Below are 19,373 nucleotides of genomic sequence, written 5' to 3'. Positions count from 1 at the left end.
AGCTTAGGGTAAAACCTGGATACTGAAAGGGAGGTAGGCCCCTTGCTAGATGTTAACAACTTTGAGTATATGAAAATCGGCCTCGCTTCACCGGATAAGATTCGTTCTTGGTCCTATGGTGAAGTTAAAAAGCCGGAAACCATCAACTATCGTACGTTGAAACCAGAGAAAGACGGTCTTTTCTGTGAGCGTATCTTCGGGCCTCAAAAAGACTGGGAATGTCACTGTGGAAAATACAAACGCGTCCGTTACAAGGGCGTCGTTTGTGACCGCTGTGGCGTTGAAGTAACAAAAGCGAAAGTACGCCGTGAGCGTATGGGGCACCTTGAACTAGCTGCCCCTGTCTCTCACATCTGGTACTTCAAAGGTATCCCGAGTCGTATGGGTCTTGTATTGGATATGTCGCCAAGAGCGCTTGAAGAGGTTATTTACTTCGCCGCTTACATCGTGACCGATCCAGGCGAGACTGCTCTTGAGAAGAAGCAGCTGCTTTCTGAAAAAGAGTACCGTTCATACCGTGAGAAATTCGGACAAGGCTTCCAGGCTGCTATGGGAGCGGAAGCCATCCGTAAACTTCTATTCGACATCGACTTGGATGGAGAAGTAGACACACTGAAGGAAGAATTGAAAACTGCCCAGGGTCAGCGACGCACACGTGCGATCAAGCGCCTGGAAGTGTTGGAGTCCTTCCGTCACTCTGGTAACGATCCTTCATGGATGATCCTGGATGTTCTTCCTGTCATCCCTCCGGAACTGCGCCCAATGGTGCAGCTGGATGGTGGACGTTTCGCCACATCTGATTTGAACGACCTTTATCGTCGTGTCATCAACCGTAATAACCGTCTGAAGCGTCTATTGGATCTTGGAGCCCCTACGATTATCGTTCAGAACGAGAAGCGTATGCTTCAGGAAGCTGTTGACGCCCTGATCGATAACGGCCGACGCGGACGACCGGTTACAGGTCCTGGTAACCGTCCACTTAAATCTCTTTCCCACATGTTGAAAGGGAAGCAGGGACGTTTCCGTCAAAACCTTCTTGGTAAGCGTGTTGACTATTCCGGACGTTCCGTAATCGTTGTAGGACCATCGTTGAAGATGTACCAGTGTGGTCTTCCGAAAGAAATGGCTCTGGAGTTGTTCAAGCCTTTCGTTATGAAGGAATTGGTTTCCCGCGGACTTGCACACAACATCAAGTCAGCTAAACGTAAGATTGAACGCGTTCACCATGAAGTTTGGGATGTTCTTGAGGATGTCATTAAAGAGCACCCGGTTCTTCTTAACCGTGCACCAACGCTTCACCGTCTTGGTATCCAAGCGTTCGAACCGACGCTTGTAGAAGGACGCGCCATTCGTCTGCACCCGCTCGTATGTACGGCTTATAACGCCGACTTTGACGGTGACCAGATGGCTGTACACGTACCGTTATCCTCAGAAGCTCAGGCTGAAGCGCGTATTCTGATGCTTGCGGCTCAGAACATCCTGAACCCGAAAGACGGAAAACCAGTTGTTACGCCGTCACAGGATATGGTACTTGGTAACTACTACCTCACTCTTGAGCGTACCAACGCAATAGGAGAAGGTATGTTCTTCAAGGACTTGAACGAAGCGCTGATGGCTTACCAGAATGGTTATGCCCACCTGCACACACGTGTAGCTGTTCAGGCGAGTTCCTTGAATAACGAAACATTCACAGAAAAACAGAACCAGCAGCTTCTTCTGACTACGGTCGGTAAGTTGATCTTCAACGAAATGCTGCCTAGTTCTTTCCCTTATATCAATGAACCAACAAAAGAAAACCTGGAGATCAAGACTCCGGATCATTACTTTATTGAAAATGGAACAGATATCCGTGCGGAAATTGCGAAGCGCGACGAAGTCGCTCCATTCAAAAAAGGAATTCTTGGAGACATCATTGCAGAAGTGTTCAAACGCTTCTCCATCAGTGAAACGTCCAAGATGCTTGACCGTATGAAGGATCTTGGTTTTGCTTACTCTACGAAGGCCGGTATTACAGTCGGTGTATCCGACGTTGTCGTACTTCCAGAGAAACAGGAAATTCTTGATGAAGGTCAGAAGAAAGTCGATAAGGTCATGAAACAGTTCCGCCGCGGTTTAATTACCGAAGAAGAACGTTATGACCGCGTCATTGAAATCTGGGGAGCAGCCAAGGATGATATTCAGAACCGTCTGATGAAATCCCTTGATCCGCGTAACCCGATCTTCATGATGAGTGATTCCGGAGCCCGTGGTAACGCCTCTAACTTTACGCAGCTCGCTGGTATGCGTGGTCTGATGGCCAACCCGGCTGGACGTATCATTGAACTACCAATCAAGTCCAGTTTCCGTGAAGGTCTGACTGTACTTGAATACTTCATCTCCACACACGGTGCACGTAAAGGTCTTGCTGATACAGCCCTTAAGACAGCCGACTCAGGTTATCTGACTCGTCGTCTTGTAGACGTTGCGCAGGATGTCATCGTCCGTGAAGATGATTGTGGAACGGACCGCGGCTTGACTGTTGCCGCCCTTCAGGAAGGCTCTGAAATCATTGAGCCGCTGATCGACCGTCTCATTGGTCGTACAGCGTTCCAGAAAATTGAACACCCTGAAACAGGTCGTGTTCTTGCAGAAAGAAACGAAGTTATTTCCGAAGATACTGCGAAACAGATTGAAGATTCCGGTATTAAGGAAGTTGTCATCCGAACTGCCTTCACTTGTAATACGAAGCACGGCGTATGTAAGAAATGTTATGGCCGCAACCTTGCCACTGGTGATGAGGTTGAAGTTGGAGAAGCTGTCGGAATCATCGCAGCGCAGTCCATCGGTGAGCCTGGTACACAGCTTACTATGCGTACCTTCCACACAGGCGGGGTAGCCGGAGACGATATCACACAGGGTCTTCCTCGTATCCAGGAGATCGTGGAAGCTCGTAATCCGAAAGGTCAGGCTGTCATCACTGAAATCGATGGTACTGTCCACGAAGTGAATGAAGTGAAAGAGAAACAGGAGATCGTCGTCCAGGGCGCGGTTGAGTCCCGCTCCTATACTGCTCCATACGGTGCCCGTATGAAAGTAAGTGTCGGTGACGAAGTGAAGTCCGGTGATGCGTTGACGGAAGGTTCCATCGATCCGAAGGAACTGTTAACCATCAAAGGTCTCGACGGAGTTCAGGAATATCTTCTTAAAGAAGTTCAGAAAGTATACCGTATGCAGGGTGTAGAAATTTCTGATAAGCACGTAGAAGTTATGGTCCGTCAAATGCTCCGCAAAGTCCGTGTTCTTGACTCTGGTGACACAGATGTTCTACCTGGATCCCTTCTTGAAATTCACCAATTCAAAGAAGCGAACCAAAAAGTGCTCATGGAAGGTGGTCAGCCGGCAGTCGGCCGTCCAGTCATCCTGGGTATTACGAAAGCGTCTCTTGAAACAGACAGCTTCCTGTCCGCCGCGTCCTTCCAGGAAACGACTCGTGTCCTGACTGATGCAGCTATTAAAGGCAAGCGCGACGAGCTGCTTGGCTTGAAAGAGAACGTCATTATCGGTAAACTTGTTCCTGCAGGTACGGGCATGACCCGCTACCGCAAGATACAGGCTCAAGCCGAGGGTGCGCAGACCGAAACTTCGGTAACACCCGAAGAGGTTACGCAGCCATAAAAAGAGAAGTAGATGTTAACAAAGGGTAAAAAATAAGGAAGCACTAAAAATCTCACCCGAATGCAGTTGACATGCATTTGGGTGAGTGATAATATTATCAAGGTGCTTCCATTTATCCTTGTTACTTTGGAGGATATGAAGATGTCTTATGAAAAAGTAGCACAGGCAGGTTTCGATATCATTATCGGAACAAAGCAGACACTGAAAGCCATGAAAAATGGTGAAGTGAACGAAGTCATAACGGCTGACGATGCCGATCAGTCCATGACATTTAAAGTAGCTGAACTGGCCCGGCAACTGAACATTCCCCATACACGGGTTCCTTCCATGGAAGAGCTCGGGAATGCATGCGGTATTGACGTTGGTGCGGCTACAGTGGCGATAAAGCAATAAAGTTTTGGCGTTTCAACGCGAAAGCTTTGTTTTTTGCCTTTTTATGAACCACCTGGATGTGTGGTATTAAAAAATGAAGGGAGGATACAACCATGCCAACTATTAACCAATTGGTACGTAAAGGTCGCGTGAGCAAGACAAAGCAGACGAACTCTCCAGCTTTGAACAAAGGCTATAACAGCATGAAAAAGCGTATGACAGATCTTGCTGCTCCACAAAAACGTGGTGTCTGCACACGTGTTGGTACAATGACACCGAAGAAACCGAACTCTGCACTTCGTAAATATGCACGTGTTCGTTTGACTAACCAGCTTGAGGTTAACGCTTATATCCCTGGTATCGGCCACAACCTTCAAGAACACAGTGTTGTTCTTATCCGTGGCGGTAAAGTTAAAGACTTGCCAGGTGTACGTTACCACATCGTACGTGGTGCGCTTGATACTTCAAGTGTTGACGGCCGTATGCAAGGTCGCTCCAAGTACGGTACCAAAAAGCCAAAAGCTAAAAAATAAACGATATGAATATATCGCTTAAATAAACTAAAACAATTGTGAGAAGGGAGGGGAACATATGCCACGTAAAGGTCCAGTAGCAAAACGTGATGTGTTGCCAGATCCAATGTATAACTCTAAGCTTGTTACTCGTTTGATCAACCAAATCATGGTGAACGGTCAGCGCGGAAAAGCTCAAAAGATTCTTTATAAAGCTTTTGAACTTGTTCAGGAGCGCAGCGGAAACGAAGCAATGGAAGCATTCGACGAAGCAATGAAGAATGTTATGCCTGTATTGGAGGTTCGCGCACGCCGTGTGGGTGGTTCCAACTACCAGGTACCAGTTGAGGTTCGTCCGGAACGTCGTCAGGCTCTAGGTCTTCGTTTCATCGTAAACTATGCGCGTCTACGCGGAGAGAAAACGATGGAAGAGCGCCTTGCTAACGAAATTCTTGATGCATCGAACAACACTGGTGCTTCCGTTAAACGCCGCGAAGAAATGCACAAAATGGCAGAAGCGAACAAAGCATTCGCTCACTACCGTTGGTAATCACCAAAAAAATAACTGTTCAAACAGGAAGGAGAAAGATTCATGGCTAGAGAGTTCTCCTTGGAAAAGACTCGGAATATCGGGATCATGGCTCACATCGACGCTGGTAAAACAACGGCGACTGAGCGTATTCTTTTCTACACAGGACGTATCCACAAAATTGGTGAAACTCACGAAGGAGCTTCCCAAATGGACTGGATGGAGCAGGAACAGGAGCGCGGAATCACAATTACTTCCGCCGCTACGACTGCTCAGTGGAGAGACCACCGTATTAACATCATCGACACTCCTGGACACGTAGACTTCACTGTTGAAGTTGAGCGTTCCCTGCGTGTACTTGATGGATCTGTAGCTGTTCTTGACGCCCAATCCGGTGTTGAGCCTCAAACAGAAACTGTTTGGCGCCAGGCTACCACGTACGGTGTTCCACGTATCGTGTTCGTTAACAAAATGGACAAAGTAGGGGCTGACTTCATTTACTCCCTTGGCACATTGAAAGACCGCCTTGGTGCAAATGCCGCAGCTGTTCAACTTCCTATCGGTGCAGAAGATGAATTCGAAGGAATCATCGACCTTGTAACGATGGAAGCCTACTACTACATGGATAACCTTGGGACTCGTGCAGAAGCACGTGCCATTCCGGATGACTACAAAGATCAGGCTGAAGAGTACCGCGGCAAGCTTGTAGAAGCTGTTGCTGAACTTGATGAAGACTTGATGATGCAGTATCTGGAAGGAGAAGAAATCACGAACGAGCAGCTGAAGACGGCTATCCGTACAGCTACTCTAACTGTAGACTTCTACCCAGTCTTCTGTGGGTCTGCCTTCAAGAACAAAGGTGTACAACTTCTAATTGATGGTGTTATTGATTATCTACCATCTCCATTGGATGTACCTCCAATTGAAGGTCACGTACCACAAACTGAAGAGCATGTTGTCCGTAAGGCTGATGACAACGAGCCATTCTCTGGTCTGGCTTTCAAAGTTGCCACAGACCCTTATGTAGGTAAACTGACATTCTTCCGCGTATATTCCGGAACACTTTCCGCTGGTTCTTACGTGAAAAACTCCACGAAGGATAAGCGTGAGCGTGTAGGTCGTATCCTGCAGATGCACGCAAACTCCCGTGAAGAGATTTCCACAGTATACGCTGGTGATATCGCTGGTGCGGTAGGTCTTAAAGACACGGGTACAGGTGACACTCTATGTGATGAGAAGAGCCTTGTTATCCTTGAATCTATGGAGTTCCCTGAACCGGTAATCTCTGTAGCTATCGAGCCTAAATCCAAAGCTGACCAAGATAAAATGGCCATTGCCCTTGGTAAGCTTGCTGAAGAAGATCCAACGTTCCAAACGGAAACAAACGTTGAAACAGGACAAACGATCATCGCTGGTATGGGTGAGCTTCACCTTGACATCATCGTTGACCGCCTGAAACGTGAGTTCAAAGTTGAAGCGAACATTGGCGCTCCACAGGTTGCCTACCGCGAAACATTCCGCGCTAGTGCACAAGTGGAAGGTAAGTTCGTACGTCAATCCGGTGGTCGTGGACAATTCGGTCACGTATGGGTTGAGTTCGAACCAAACGAAGAAGGCGCTGGTTTCGAATTCGTCAACAAGATTGTTGGTGGTGTTGTACCGCGTGAATACATTCCATCTGTAGAACAAGGGATTAAAGAATCCTTGGAGAATGGTGTGTTGGCCGGCTACCCAATGGTAGACATCAAAGCAACTCTTTATGATGGTTCCTACCACGATGTCGACTCCAACGAAATGGCCTTTAAAGTTGCTGCTTCCATGGCACTTAAAGAGGCTAAAAACAAGTGTAAGCCTGTTCTACTTGAACCAATGATGAAAGTAGAAGTTGTTATTCCTGAGGAATACATGGGCGATATCATGGGTGACGTAACTTCCCGTCGTGGACGTGTTGAAGGTATGGAAACTCGTGGTAATGCACAAGTGGTTAAAGCATTCGTTCCACTATCTGAAATGTTCGGTTACGCAACAGCGTTGCGCTCCAACACTCAGGGCCGCGGAACTTACACCATGCACTTCGACCACTACGAAGAAGTTCCGAAGAGCATCTCTGAGGAAATCATCAAGAAAAATTCCGGACAATAATTGATTTTTTAAACAAGTTACAGTATAACTTGTAATGTAAGCTTAGGAGTGCTTGTCACTCCTTGGCTGCATATAAATCTTAAACTAATAATTGTTACTTATCTAAAGGAGGAAATATACAATGGGTAAAGAAAAATTTGACCGGTCCAAGTCCCACGTTAACATTGGTACTATTGGACACGTTGACCACGGTAAAACTACTCTAACTGCAGCGATCACTACTGTACTTCATAAGAAATCTGGTTCTGGTGAAGCTATGGCCTACGACATGATCGACGGTGCTCCTGAAGAGCGTGAGCGTGGAATCACTATCTCCACTGCACACGTTGAGTACGAAACTGAATCTCGTCACTATGCACACGTTGACTGCCCAGGTCACGCTGACTACGTTAAGAACATGATCACTGGTGCTGCTCAAATGGACGGCGCGATCTTGGTTGTATCTGCAGCTGACGGTCCAATGCCACAAACTCGTGAGCACATCCTACTTTCTAAAAACGTAGGTGTACCAGCTATCGTTGTATTCTTGAACAAAGTTGACATGGTAGACGACGAAGAGCTTCTTGAGCTAGTTGAAATGGAAGTTCGTGATCTTCTATCTGAATATGACTTCCCTGGTGACGATGTACCAGTAATCAGCGGTTCTGCTCTTAAAGCTCTTGAAGGTGAAGAGAAATACGAGCAGGCGATCTATGACCTTATGGACGCTGTTGACGAGCACATCCCAACTCCAGACCGTGACACTGACAAGCCATTCATGATGCCTGTTGAGGACGTATTCTCCATCACTGGCCGTGGTACAGTTGCAACTGGCCGTGTTGAGCGTGGTCAAGTTAAAGTCGGTGACGAAGTTGAAATCATCGGTATGGCTGAAGAGTCCTTCAAGACTGCCGTAACTGGTGTTGAAATGTTCCGTAAGCTTCTTGACTATGCAGAAGCTGGCGATAACATTGGTGCTCTTCTACGTGGTGTTAAGCGTGAAGACATCAACCGTGGTCAGGTACTAGCTAAGCCTGGTTCCATCACACCACACACAAACTTCAAAGCTGAAGTTTATGTACTAGCTAAAGACGAAGGTGGACGTCACACTCCATTCTTCTCTAACTACCGCCCACAGTTCTACTTCCGTACAACGGACGTAACTGGTGTTATTCAACTTCCTGAAGGCGTAGAAATGGTTATGCCTGGGGACAACGTTGAAATGACAGTTGAACTTATCGCTCCAATCGCGATCGAGGACGGAACTCGTTTCTCCATCCGTGAAGGTGGACGTACTGTAGGTTCAGGCGTTGTATCTACAATCACTAAATAAGATTTCTCTTATTTTATAGGAAGCAGCAGCCATCCGGCTGCTGCTTTTTTTATGTTATCACTTGAAAGAACCGGCTGAATTTGTTTTAATGTATTATGGAATTTTCGTGGTGCATCGATCGGATTTTATATAGAAGAGATGGTTGAAATGTGCCGCAAACATCAGTATAATAGTAAAAGTGTCCGTAGATAAATTATTTATGGATTTTCCTTGCATTGACCCGAATTATTCTATATAATGAGTAATGTTGGTCATAAAAGGCGATGAAGCGAAAGGTTGTTGACACACCCGGCCCCTTTGCCATGGCTGGTGTTCAAGTTTTTTCGCGGAGAATGTCTATTTTAAAAATGGGCGAAGAAGGAGGGAATATCATGGCAAAAGAAAAAATTCGTATTCGTTTAAAAGCGTATGATCACAGAGTGCTTGATCAGTCAGCAGAGAAGATCGTTGATACAGCTAAGCGTTCCGGCGCGGAAGTATCTGGTCCGATCCCGCTTCCAACTGAGCGTTCTGTATATACAGTACTTCGTGCGACTCACAAGTATAAAGACTCTCGTGAGCAGTTCGAAATGCGCACACACAAACGTCTGATTGACATTGTTAATCCAACACCACAGACTGTTGATTCACTAATGCGTTTGGATCTACCATCTGGTGTGGATATCGAAATTAAACTATAATATATCGTTAAGATAATAGGAGGTGTAACGGATGACGAAAGGAATCTTAGGACGCAAGGTCGGCATGACACAGATTTTCTCAGACAACGGTGAATTGATCCCTGTAACTGTTATTCAGGCTGAGCCGAACGTAGTTCTTCAAAAGAAAACTACAGAAAATGATGGTTATGAAGCGATCCAGCTTGGATTTGCTGATGAAAAGTCCAACCGTTTGAAGAAAGCTGCTCAAGGGCACGCTGACAAAGCAAACACAACACCTAAGCGCTACGTTCGTGAATTCCGTAATGCGAACCTTGATGACTTTGAACTAGGTCAAGAGGTTAAGGTAGATATGTTTGAAACTGGTGACGCAATCGATGTGACAGGTACTTCTAAAGGGAAAGGTTTCCAAGGTGCAATCAAGCGCCACAACCAATCCACTGGACCTAAAACACACGGTTCCCGTTTCCACCGCCGTTCCGGTTCTATGGGACAAGGTGCAGACCCATCTAAAGTCTTCAAAGGCAAAGGTCTTGCAGGACAAATGGGTGGCGAGCAGGTAACTCTTCAAAACCTTGAAGTAGTTAAAGTAGACGCTGAGCGTAACCTGCTTCTAGTCAAAGGTAATGTACCAGGCGCGAAAAAATCTTACGTTAAGATTACAAGTGCAAATAAGGCTAGCAAATAATCAACGAAGGGAGGATATGTCATGCCTAAAGTAGCACTATTAAACCAAAGCGGTTCTAATGTTGGTGAAATCGAACTGAATGAAGCCGTATTTGGGATTGAACCTAATACTCACGTATTACACGAAACAGTGTTGATGCAGCGCGCGAATCTTCGCCAAGGCACACACAAAGTAAAAGGACGTTCTGAAGTATCCGGCGGTGGCCGTAAACCATGGCGTCAAAAAGGTACAGGCCGTGCACGTCAAGGGTCTATCCGTTCACCACAATGGGTTGGCGGTGGAACTGTATTCGGTCCTACACCACGCAGCTACAGCTACACGATGCCGAAAAAAGTTCGTCGTCTTGCACTTCAGTCCGCTTACTCTTCTAAAGTACAGGAAGGTAACGCAATCGTTCTTGAGAGCTTGTCTCTAGACGCTCCAAAAACTAAAGAAGTTGTAAATATGCTTAGCGCACTAGACGTAAACGAGAAGGCTTTGATCGTTACAGCAGGAGAAGATAAGAACGTAGCTCTATCTTCTAATAACATCCCTACAGTAAATGCTCTCCCTGTAGAGCAGGTAAGTGTGTTAGACTTGCTGACGCATGACAAGCTGATCCTTACTAAGGAAGCAGCTGAAAAAGCAGGGGAGGTGCTCTCATAATGAAAGAACCACGCGATATTATTAAGCGCCCTGTCATTACTGAACATTCTGCTGATCTTATGGGAGAAAAGAAATATACGTTTGAAGTTAGCCCGAAAGCTAACAAAACTGAAATTAAAAATGCAGTTGAAGAAATCTTTGGCGTTCAGGTTGAATCTGTCAACACAATGAACCTTAAAGGTAAATTCAAGCGTATGGGTCGTTACGGCGGCTATCGTTCTGATCGTAAGAAAGCAGTTATTAAGTTGACTCAGGACAGTGAAGAACTAGAATTCTTTGAAGTATAATTGACTAATTGATAATGAAGGAGGGAAATAAAGATGGCGATTAAAAAGTTCAGACCGATTACTAACGGTCGTCGACACATGTCAGTTTCTGATTTCGCTGAAATTACGACTGACAAACCTGAACGCTCCCTTATCGCTCCACTTCACAAAAAAGGTGGACGTAACAACCAGGGTAGGCTGACAGTTCGTCATCAGGGCGGAGGCCACAAGCGTCAGTATCGTATGATCGACTTCAAACGCGACAAAGATGGAATACCTGGACGCGTTGCTACAGTTGAATATGATCCGAACCGCTCCGCTAACATTGCACTAATCAACTATGTTGATGGTGAAAAACGCTACATCCTTGCTCCTAAAGGTGTTAAGGTTGGCACAGAAATCATTTCAGGTGAAGGTGCGGATATCAAACCTGGTAACGCTCTTGCACTTAAAGATATTCCAGTTGGTACAATCGTACACAACGTAGAACTTAAGCCGGGACGCGGCGGACAGCTTGTTCGTTCTGCTGGTGCTTCTGCACAAATCCTTGGCCGTGAAAACAAATACACTCTAGTACGCCTGACTTCTGGTGAGGTCCGCCTGGTACTATCTACCTGCCGTGCAACAATCGGTCAAGTTGGTAACCTTGAGCACGAACTTATCAGTGTTGGTAAAGCTGGACGTTCTCGTTGGAAAGGCAAGCGCCCTACTGTACGTGGTTCCGTAATGAACCCTAGTGATCACCCACACGGTGGTGGTGAAGGACGCGCACCAATCGGTATGCCATCTCCTGTATCTCCATGGGGTAAACCAACTCTTGGATACAAGACAAGAAAACGCAACAAGCCGTCTGATAAATATATCGTACGTAGACGCGGTAAAAAATAACGGGATTGTCGGGCGGGCAGTAGGACCCGTCTCTCAATCGCGAAGGGAGGTTTATTCATGGGCCGCAGCCTGAAAAAAGGACCTTTTGTAGATGATCATTTGATGAAGAAAATCGAGAAGCTTAATGAAGATAGCAAGCAGCAGGTCGTGAAGACTTGGTCTCGTCGTTCAACTATCTTCCCTAACTTCGTAGGACACACCATTGCTGTTTATGATGGTCGCAAACACGTACCTGTCTATGTTACAGAAGACATGGTAGGTCATAAACTAGGTGAATTCGCGCCAACCCGTACGTTCAAGGGACACTCTGGCGATGACAAGAAAACAAAACGCTAATATAGAGAGGAGGCACTCTAATGCAAGCTAAAGCAGTTGCTAAAACCGTTCGTATCGCTCCTCGTAAAGCTCGTCTTGTAATTGATTTAATTCGAGGAAAAAATGTGGGTGAAGCTCTAGCTACACTTCGCCTGAAAAACCGCGGCGCATCTCCAGTAGTTGAGAAACTTCTTAACTCTGCGATCGCCAACGCTGAACACAATTATGAAATGGATCCGGAAAACCTATATGTTTCCGAAGCGTTTGTAAACGAAGGCGTAACACTTAAACGTTTCCGTCCTCGTGCAATGGGCCGCGCAAGCCAGATCAACAAACGCACAAGCCACATCACTGTGGTCGTATCAGAAAAAAAGGAGGGATAATCAGTGGGTCAAAAAATTAATCCGGTAGGTCTTCGTATCGGCGTTATCCGTGACTGGGAGTCCAAGTGGTACGCTGGTAAAGACTACGCAGACTTGTTACATGAAGACATTAAGATTCGTGAATATGTTGAAACTCGTCTTAAAGATGCTGCTCTTTCCACGGTCGAAATCGAACGTGCAGCAAACCGTGTAAACATTACTGTGCACACAGCTAAGCCAGGAATGGTTATCGGTAAAGGCGGTTCTGAAGTCGAAGCACTTCGTAAAGCTCTTAACCAACTCACTGGTAAACGAGTTCACATCAACATCGTTGAAGTGAAAAAGCCAGATCTTGACGCTACACTTGTAGCTGACAATATTGCACGTCAATTGGAAAACCGTGTATCTTTCCGTCGTGCTCAGAAACAAACTCTACAACGCGCAATGCGTGCAGGAGCTAAAGGTATCCGTACCCAGGTATCTGGTCGTCTAGGTGGCGCAGATATCGCTCGTGCTGAATACTACAGTGAAGGAACTGTACCACTTCATACACTTCGTGCAGACATCGATTACGGTACTGCTGAAGCAGACACCACTTACGGTAAGCTTGGTGTTAAAGTGTGGATCTATCGTGGTGAAATCCTTCCAACTAAAACTGATAAATAAGGAAGGGGGAACAGCATTATGTTAATGCCTAAACGTGTTAAATATCGTCGTCAACACCGTACAAGCTTGAAAGGCCGTGCAAAAGGCGGTACTGAAGTTGCGTTCGGTGAATATGGTTTGCAAGCTATCGATCCAGCTTGGATCACAGCCCGTCAGATCGAGGCAGCGCGTATCGCGATGACTCGTTACATGAAGCGTGGCGGTAAAGTTTGGATCAAAATCTTCCCTGATAAGCCTTATACTGCTAAGCCCCTAGAAGTACGTATGGGTTCCGGTAAAGGTGCTCCAGAAGGTTTCGTAGCAGTTGTGAAACCAGGGAAAATTATGTTTGAGATCGCAGGAGTTTCTGAAGAGGTAGCCCGCGAAGCACTTCGTCTTGCTTCCCACAAACTTCCGATCCGCACGAAATTCGTAAAACGTGAAGAAATTGGTGGTGAAATCAATGAAGGCTAATGAGATCCGTGAATTAACCACTGCCGAAATTGAACAAAAAGTTAAATCTCTTAAAGAGGAACTTTTCAACCTACGCTTCCAATTGGCAACAGGTCAACTTGAGAACACTGCACGTATCCGTCAAGTTCGCAAGTCCATCGCCCGTATGAAGACTGTTGCTCGTGAACGTGAGCTAGGCGTAAATAACTAATAGATGAGAGGAGGTCACCCTCACATGACTGAACGTAATAATCGTAAGGTTTATACCGGCCGTGTTGTTTCTGACAAAATGGACAAAACAATCACTGTTATGGTAGAAACTTATAAGTTCCACAAGCTTTATGGCAAACGCGTAAAGTATTCCAAAAAGTTCAAAGCACATGACGAAAACAACCAGGCGAAAAACGGCGACATCGTGCGCATTATGGAAACTCGTCCATTGTCCGCATCCAAGCGTTTCCGTCTTCTAGAAGTTGTTGAAGAGTCTGTTATTATCTAAATAAAGTTCGCTCGGAGATGATCCGAAGGGAGGTTACATGGTATGATTCAACAGGAATCTCGTCTGAAAGTTGCAGACAACTCTGGTGCACGTGAAATCCAAACGATCAAAGTCTTGGGTGGATCCGGCCGTAAAACAGCTAACATTGGTGATATCATCACTGCTACTGTGAAACAGGCAACACCAGGAGGCGTTGTTAAAAAAGGTGAAGTAGTTAAAGCTGTTATCGTACGTTCTAAGAGCGGTATGCGCCGTAAAGATGGTTCTTATATCCGTTTCGACGAAAACGCAGCAGTAATCGTTCGTGATGACAAAGGACCACGCGGTACTCGTATCTTCGGACCGGTAGCTCGTGAACTTCGTGATGCTAAATTCATGAAGATTGTATCTCTAGCTCCAGAAGTATTATAAAAGCCTGAATGAAATGCCTTGTTAAGGAGGTGCGCGTAGAATGCACGTAAAAAAAGGTGACAAAGTAATGGTCATTAGCGGTAAGGATAAAGGCAAGCAAGGTACAATCCTTGAAGCTTATCCAAAGAAAGATCGTGTTCTTGTTGAAGGCGTGAACGAAGTGAAAAAACACGCGAAGCCGTCTCAAGAAAACCCACAGGGTGGAATCTTGACTCAGGAAGCAGCGATCCACGTATCAAACGTAATGCCGATTGATCCTAAGACTGGCGAACCGACCCGTGTTGGTTACAAAGTCGAAGACGATAAGAAAGTTCGTATCGCGAAAAAATCCGGTGAAGCGCTGGACAAATAACCCATAGATGAAAGGAGGGCCACACGATGAACGAACTAAAGAAACAATATAAAGAAGAAGTTGTTCCATCCCTGATGAGCAAATTTGAATATGAGTCCATCATGCAGACACCAAAAGTTGAGAAAATCGTTGTCAACATGGGTGTAGGCGATGCTGTTCAAAACGCGAAAGCACTTGATACAGCTGTTGAAGAACTAACAATGATTACTGGTCAGAAACCAGTGATTACGAAAGCTAAGAAATCAATCGCAGGCTTCCGTCTACGTGAGGGTATGCCGATCGGTGCGAAAGTAACCCTTCGCGGAGAGCGTATGTACCAATTCCTACAAAAGCTGATCGCCGTATCACTACCACGTGTGCGTGACTTCCGTGGTATTTCTAAGAAAGCTTTTGATGGTCGTGGAAACTACACTCTTGGTGTTAAAGAGCAATTGATTTTCCCAGAGATCGATTACGATAAAGTAAACAAAGTGCGTGGAATGGATATCGTTATTGTCACTTCTGCTGACTCTGACGAAGAAGCGCGTGAACTATTAGCTCAATTCGGCATGCCGTTCCAAAAATAATGAGCTGACATTAAGGAGGGAAAATAGTGGCTAAAAAATCAATGGTCGCGAAGCAACAGCGTAAACAGAAGTACGAAGTACGCGAATACACTCGTTGTGAACGCTGCGGACGTCCGCACTCCGTACTACGTAAGTTTAAGCTTTGCCGTATTTGTTTCCGTGAACTTGCATACAAAGGACAAATCCCTGGTGTCAAAAAAGCCAGCTGGTAAACCCGTAACAGGGAAGGAGGTAAAAGAGTTATGACAATGACAGATCCAATTGCAGATATGCTGACTCGTATCCGTAATGCGAATATGGTTCGCCACGAGAAGCTTGAACTTCCAGCTTCCAACGTGAAAAAAGAAATCGCTGATATCCTTAAGCGTGAAGGTTTCGTACGTGACTACGAATTTGTAGAAGACAACAAGCAGGGTGTTCTTCGCATCTTCCTTAAGTACGGCCAGAACAACGAGCGCGTAATCACTGGTGTTAAACGTATCAGTAAGCCAGGTCTACGTGTGTATGCGAACTCCGAAGAGCTTCCTAAAGTTCTTAACGGACTTGGTATTGCCGTTGTATCCACTTCAAAAGGTGTCCTAACAGATAAAGAAGCTCGTGAACAAGCCATCGGCGGCGAAGTTCTAGCTTACGTCTGGTAATAAAACGAACAAGACAGGAGGTGCAAAAATATGTCTCGCGTAGGATTAAAAACTCTTGAGATTCCTGAAGGTGTAGAAATCATTCAGGACAACCAAACGATTACAGTGAAAGGTCCAAAAGGGGAACTGACTCGTACGTTCCACGAGGACATCACTGTTACAGTTGAAGATAACGTTCTATCTGTATCGCGTCCAAGCGATCACAAAGAGCACCGCGCTCTTCACGGTACAACACGCAGCCTGATCGGCAACATGGTTGAAGGTGTATCTAAAGGTTTCGAGAAGAACCTTGAAATCATCGGTGTCGGTTACCGTGCTCAGAAGCAGGGCGAAACAGTTGTTGTGAACGCTGGTTATTCCCACCCTGTAGAAATCGAAAAACGCGAAGGAATCGAAATCGAAGTTCCTTCCAACACAAAAGTTACTGTTAAAGGTATCGACAAAGAACTAGTTGGTGCTGTTGCTGCTAACATCCGTGCTATCCGTCCTCCAGAGCCTTACAAAGGCAAAGGAATTCGTTACGAAGGCGAACGTGTACGCAGTAAAGAAGGTAAAACAGCTAAATAAGGTTCTAAGGTAACGTATAGAAAGGAGTGACCAAGATGATCACGAAGGCAGATAAAAATGTCGTACGTAAGAAGCGCCACGCCCGCGTTCGTAAAAATGTTGTCGGCACAGCTGAACGCCCACGCTTGAACGTATACCGCTCTAACAATCACATCTATGCTCAACTCATCAATGATGAGAGCCAGGTAACAGTAGCAAGTGCATCTACTGTAGATAAAGGTTTTGACCTTGACCAGACTGGTAACGTGGAAGCTGCTAAGAAAGTCGGTGAAATGGTAGCACAACGCGCAATCGATAACGGCTTTAAAGTTGTTGTATTCGACCGCGGAGGTTACTTGTATCACGGCCGTGTCAAAGCACTAGCTGAAGCAGCCCGCGAAACCGGACTTGAATTTTAATAGTTAAAGGAGGGACACAAATGAATTTAAACATCGACCCTAACAAACTTGATCTTGAAGAACGCGTAGTCACTATCAACCGTGTAGCGAAAGTAGTTAAAGGTGGACGCCGTTTCCGTTTTGCTGCGCTTGTTGTAGTTGGAGATAAAAATGGTCATGTTGGTTTCGGTACAGGGAAAGCCCAAGAGGTACCGGAAGCAATCAAAAAAGCCATTGATGATGCTAAGAAAAATCTAATCACAGTACCAGTGAAGAACACGACGATTCCACACGAAATCAACGGACGTTTTGGTGCAGGTAACATTCTTATGAAGCCGGCAGCAGAAGGTACTGGAGTTATTGCTGGTGGACCTGTCCGTGCGGTACTTGAGCTTGCAGGTGTTCAAGACATTCTATCTAAGTCTCTTGGTTCTAACACGCCAATCAACATGGTACGTGCTACACTTACTGGACTTAGCGAGCTTAAGCGCGCAGAAGACGTTGCAAGACTTCGCGGTAAGTCTGTACAAGAACTAGGATAAGGAGGGAAATAAAATGGCTAATCAGTTAGAAATTACCCTCACGCGCAGCGTTATTGGTAGACCACAAGATCAGCGTGCTACGGTCAAGGCTCTTGGTCTTAACAAGATCCGACAAACTGTCGTAGTTGAAGATAACCCGGCGATCCGAGGTATGGCTAATAAGGTGTCTCACCTAGTTACGATTAAGGAAGTTTAATAGAAGAAAAGTAATAAGGAGGTGCAACGCATGAAACTGCATGAACTTAAACCGGCTAAAGGTACTCGTAAAGAGCGTAACCGTGTAGGCCGTGGTATGGCTTCTGGTAATGGTAAAACATCCGGACGTGGACACAAAGGTCAAGGTCAGCGTTCCGGCAGCAAAACTCGCCCAGGTTTCGAGGGTGGACAGATGCCACTATTCCAGCGCCTGCCTAAGCGTGGTTTTACAAACATTCACCGTAAAGAGTTCGCAATCGTTAACCTTGATGCCCTGAACCGTTTCGAAGAAGGTACAGAGGTTACTCCTGAGCTTCTACTTGAATCCGGCGTGGTAAGCAACCAAAAAGCAGGAATCAAAGTATTGGCTAAAGGTTCTATCGAGAAGAAACTTACAGTGAAAGCTCACAAATTCTCTGCTTCCGCAAAAGAAGCGATTGAAGCGGCGGGCGGTCAAACTGAGGTGATTTAATGTTCCGGACAATCTCCAATTTTATGCGCGTGGGTGATATTCGACGGAAAATCATTTTCACTTTGCTGATGCTCGTTGTGTTCCGCCTGGGAACCTTCATCCCGGTGCCTTTCACAAACAGAGACGCCATCACTTTCATGGATGAACAGAACGCATTTGGGTTTCTGAATACGTTCGGAGGCGGGGCATTACAGAACTTCTCCATCTTTGCTATGGGGATCATGCCCTACATTACAGCCTCCATCATAATGCAGCTGCTGCAGATGGATGTTGTCCCGAAATTTGCTGAGTGGAAACAGCAGGGTGAAGTTGGCCGTCGAAAATTAGCTCAGTTTACCCGCTACGGAACTATTGTTCTCGCTTTCGTTCAAGCCATTGGTATGTCCATTGGTTTTAACGCTTTGGCAGGAGGTCAGTTGATCTCGGATCCTGGTGTTACCAAGTTCTTAGTCATTGCGCTTGTGCTGACAGGCGGAACAGCTTTTCTAATGTGGCTTGGCGAGCAAATCACTGCACATGGCGTAGGAAATGGTATTTCTATACTGATTTTCGCAGGTATCGTTGCGGCGATTCCGAATGGTGTGAATCAGTTGTATGATCAGTACATCTCCGGTGCAGGAGACGAACTGTTCATCAATCTGGTTATCATCGCGTTGATTGCCTTGGTCATCGTTGCGGTCGTGGTTGGAGTTATCTTCATCCAGCAGGCCCTTCGTAAAATCCCAATCCAGTATGCGAAGCGTTTAGTGAATCGTTCCCCTGTAGGTGGACATTCCACTCACCTTCCACTCAAAGTGAATGCTGCAGGAGTTATTCCGGTCATCTTTGCGATATCCTTTATCATCGCTCCGAGAACCGTCGCCGGCTTCTTTGAAGACAGTGAAGTAGCTTCTGTTATCCAGTATATCTTTGATTACCAGAACTGGCCGGGAATGATTATCTATGTTGCGTTAATTATTGCCTTCACGTATTTCTACACGTTTGTTCAGGTTAATCCGGAACAGATGGCAGAAAACCTGAAGAAGCAGGGCGGTTACATTCCGGGGATTCGTCCCGGGGCTAATACTGAAACGTATCTGACCCGTGTAATGTACCGATTAACCTTTGTAGGATCCATTTTCCTTGCAGCTGTCTCCATCCTTCCAATCATCCTTGGTTCCCTGGCGCAACTGCCGCCGACGGTCCAAATTGGAGGAACAAGCCTGCTCATCGTTGTCGGGGTTGCCCTTGAAATGATGAAACAGCTTGAAAGTCAGCTTGTAAAACGCCACTATAAAGGATTCATTAAATAATAAACATCCTGCTATTG

The 19,373-nt window shown here is 45.9% G+C and carries 28 protein-coding genes; all 28 read left to right on the top strand.

The window, feature by feature from the left end; genetic code table 11:
- Window positions 1-42: 42 nt before the first annotated feature.
- The 28 genes from rpoC to secY all read left to right on the top strand — a co-directional run bounded on the left by rpoC (window position 43) and on the right by secY (window position 19,356).
- A complete protein-coding gene (gene rpoC / locus ACXADP_RS00740) occupies window positions 43-3,654 on the top strand; it encodes a DNA-directed RNA polymerase subunit beta' (protein ID WP_474970238.1) in 3,612 nt (1,203 codons plus the stop codon).
- A 141-nt stretch (window positions 3,655-3,795) separates the two neighbouring features.
- Window positions 3,796-4,047: a 50S ribosomal protein L7ae-like protein gene (locus ACXADP_RS00735; protein ID WP_474970467.1), complete on the top strand. Its 252-nt coding sequence runs from the start codon at window positions 3,796-3,798 to the stop codon at window positions 4,045-4,047.
- A gap of 92 nt (window positions 4,048-4,139) precedes the next feature.
- Window positions 4,140-4,559: a 30S ribosomal protein S12 gene (gene rpsL / locus ACXADP_RS00730; RefSeq protein ID WP_027953428.1), complete on the top strand. Its 420-nt coding sequence runs from the start codon at window positions 4,140-4,142 to the stop codon at window positions 4,557-4,559.
- Between the two features lie 58 nt (window positions 4,560-4,617).
- Entirely contained in the window at window positions 4,618-5,088 is a 471-nt protein-coding gene (gene rpsG / locus ACXADP_RS00725) for a 30S ribosomal protein S7 (protein ID WP_474970239.1), read from the top strand.
- Between the two features lie 42 nt (window positions 5,089-5,130).
- Window positions 5,131-7,209 carry an elongation factor G gene (gene fusA / locus ACXADP_RS00720; RefSeq protein ID WP_474970240.1) on the top strand — a complete coding sequence of 693 codons (2,079 nt, stop codon included), beginning with the start codon at window positions 5,131-5,133 and terminating at the stop codon, window positions 7,207-7,209.
- Window positions 7,210-7,330: 121 nt separating this feature from the next.
- Window positions 7,331-8,521: an elongation factor Tu gene (tuf, locus tag ACXADP_RS00715; protein WP_474970604.1), complete on the top strand. Its 1,191-nt coding sequence runs from the start codon at window positions 7,331-7,333 to the stop codon at window positions 8,519-8,521.
- A 371-nt stretch (window positions 8,522-8,892) separates the two neighbouring features.
- The gene (rpsJ, locus tag ACXADP_RS00710) at window positions 8,893-9,201 is read left to right on the top strand and encodes a 30S ribosomal protein S10 (RefSeq protein WP_027953424.1); all 309 of its coding nucleotides are present in this window, start codon (window positions 8,893-8,895) and stop codon (window positions 9,199-9,201) included.
- A gap of 31 nt (window positions 9,202-9,232) precedes the next feature.
- Complete coding sequence (rplC, locus tag ACXADP_RS00705; protein ID WP_027953423.1) at window positions 9,233-9,868, top strand: 50S ribosomal protein L3; 636 nt, start codon at window positions 9,233-9,235, stop codon at window positions 9,866-9,868.
- Between the two features lie 21 nt (window positions 9,869-9,889).
- Window positions 9,890-10,513: a 50S ribosomal protein L4 gene (gene rplD, locus ACXADP_RS00700; RefSeq protein WP_027953422.1), complete on the top strand. Its 624-nt coding sequence runs from the start codon at window positions 9,890-9,892 to the stop codon at window positions 10,511-10,513.
- Complete coding sequence (gene rplW / locus ACXADP_RS00695) at window positions 10,513-10,800, top strand: 50S ribosomal protein L23 (protein ID WP_474970242.1); 288 nt, start codon at window positions 10,513-10,515, stop codon at window positions 10,798-10,800. The genes rplD and rplW overlap by 1 nt, the downstream gene beginning before the upstream one ends.
- 33 nt (window positions 10,801-10,833) lie before the next feature.
- Complete coding sequence (gene rplB, locus ACXADP_RS00690) at window positions 10,834-11,667, top strand: 50S ribosomal protein L2 (RefSeq protein WP_474970243.1); 834 nt, start codon at window positions 10,834-10,836, stop codon at window positions 11,665-11,667.
- 57 nt (window positions 11,668-11,724) lie between these two features.
- Window positions 11,725-12,003 (top strand): 30S ribosomal protein S19, encoded by a 279-nt coding sequence (rpsS, locus tag ACXADP_RS00685; protein WP_027953419.1) that lies wholly within the window; start codon window positions 11,725-11,727, stop codon window positions 12,001-12,003.
- A 20-nt stretch (window positions 12,004-12,023) separates the two neighbouring features.
- On the top strand, window positions 12,024-12,365 hold the full coding sequence (gene rplV, locus ACXADP_RS00680; RefSeq protein ID WP_027953418.1) for a 50S ribosomal protein L22: 342 nt from the start codon (window positions 12,024-12,026) through the stop codon (window positions 12,363-12,365).
- Between the two features lie 3 nt (window positions 12,366-12,368).
- Entirely contained in the window at window positions 12,369-13,010 is a 642-nt protein-coding gene (gene rpsC / locus ACXADP_RS00675; protein WP_027953417.1) for a 30S ribosomal protein S3, read from the top strand.
- A gap of 18 nt (window positions 13,011-13,028) precedes the next feature.
- Window positions 13,029-13,463, top strand: a complete 435-nt coding sequence (rplP, locus tag ACXADP_RS00670; protein WP_027953416.1) for a 50S ribosomal protein L16 — start codon at window positions 13,029-13,031, stop codon at window positions 13,461-13,463.
- Window positions 13,453-13,653 (top strand): 50S ribosomal protein L29, encoded by a 201-nt coding sequence (gene rpmC / locus ACXADP_RS00665; protein WP_027953415.1) that lies wholly within the window; start codon window positions 13,453-13,455, stop codon window positions 13,651-13,653. The genes rplP and rpmC overlap by 11 nt, the downstream gene beginning before the upstream one ends.
- 24 nt (window positions 13,654-13,677) lie before the next feature.
- The gene (rpsQ, locus tag ACXADP_RS00660; RefSeq protein WP_027953414.1) at window positions 13,678-13,941 is read left to right on the top strand and encodes a 30S ribosomal protein S17; all 264 of its coding nucleotides are present in this window, start codon (window positions 13,678-13,680) and stop codon (window positions 13,939-13,941) included.
- Between the two features lie 42 nt (window positions 13,942-13,983).
- Window positions 13,984-14,352, top strand: coding sequence for a 50S ribosomal protein L14 (gene rplN, locus ACXADP_RS00655; RefSeq protein ID WP_027953413.1), 369 nt, complete (start codon window positions 13,984-13,986; stop codon window positions 14,350-14,352).
- A 40-nt stretch (window positions 14,353-14,392) separates the two neighbouring features.
- Window positions 14,393-14,704 carry a 50S ribosomal protein L24 gene (gene rplX, locus ACXADP_RS00650; protein WP_027953412.1) on the top strand — a complete coding sequence of 104 codons (312 nt, stop codon included), beginning with the start codon at window positions 14,393-14,395 and terminating at the stop codon, window positions 14,702-14,704.
- A 26-nt stretch (window positions 14,705-14,730) separates the two neighbouring features.
- A complete protein-coding gene (gene rplE, locus ACXADP_RS00645) occupies window positions 14,731-15,270 on the top strand; it encodes a 50S ribosomal protein L5 (protein ID WP_027953411.1) in 540 nt (179 codons plus the stop codon).
- A gap of 26 nt (window positions 15,271-15,296) precedes the next feature.
- Window positions 15,297-15,482, top strand: coding sequence for a type Z 30S ribosomal protein S14 (locus tag ACXADP_RS00640; RefSeq protein ID WP_027953410.1), 186 nt, complete (start codon window positions 15,297-15,299; stop codon window positions 15,480-15,482).
- Between the two features lie 30 nt (window positions 15,483-15,512).
- Entirely contained in the window at window positions 15,513-15,911 is a 399-nt protein-coding gene (gene rpsH / locus ACXADP_RS00635; protein ID WP_027953409.1) for a 30S ribosomal protein S8, read from the top strand.
- 30 nt (window positions 15,912-15,941) lie between these two features.
- A complete protein-coding gene (gene rplF, locus ACXADP_RS00630; RefSeq protein WP_474970244.1) occupies window positions 15,942-16,478 on the top strand; it encodes a 50S ribosomal protein L6 in 537 nt (178 codons plus the stop codon).
- Window positions 16,479-16,513: 35 nt separating this feature from the next.
- The gene (gene rplR / locus ACXADP_RS00625) at window positions 16,514-16,876 is read left to right on the top strand and encodes a 50S ribosomal protein L18 (RefSeq protein WP_206936248.1); all 363 of its coding nucleotides are present in this window, start codon (window positions 16,514-16,516) and stop codon (window positions 16,874-16,876) included.
- 20 nt (window positions 16,877-16,896) lie between these two features.
- Window positions 16,897-17,397: a 30S ribosomal protein S5 gene (gene rpsE / locus ACXADP_RS00620; RefSeq protein ID WP_027953406.1), complete on the top strand. Its 501-nt coding sequence runs from the start codon at window positions 16,897-16,899 to the stop codon at window positions 17,395-17,397.
- Window positions 17,398-17,410: 13 nt separating this feature from the next.
- Complete coding sequence (gene rpmD, locus ACXADP_RS00615) at window positions 17,411-17,593, top strand: 50S ribosomal protein L30 (RefSeq protein WP_027953405.1); 183 nt, start codon at window positions 17,411-17,413, stop codon at window positions 17,591-17,593.
- A 30-nt stretch (window positions 17,594-17,623) separates the two neighbouring features.
- Complete coding sequence (gene rplO, locus ACXADP_RS00610) at window positions 17,624-18,064, top strand: 50S ribosomal protein L15 (RefSeq protein ID WP_027953404.1); 441 nt, start codon at window positions 17,624-17,626, stop codon at window positions 18,062-18,064.
- Window positions 18,064-19,356 carry a preprotein translocase subunit SecY gene (secY, locus tag ACXADP_RS00605; RefSeq protein ID WP_027953403.1) on the top strand — a complete coding sequence of 431 codons (1,293 nt, stop codon included), beginning with the start codon at window positions 18,064-18,066 and terminating at the stop codon, window positions 19,354-19,356. Before rplO ends, secY begins: the two co-directional genes overlap by 1 nt.
- Window positions 19,357-19,373: the final 17 nt, after the last annotated feature.

This window comes from Halobacillus sp. AWH4_228 (genome assembly GCF_056158365.1).
This window is presented reverse-complemented; position numbering and strand designations above follow the sequence as displayed.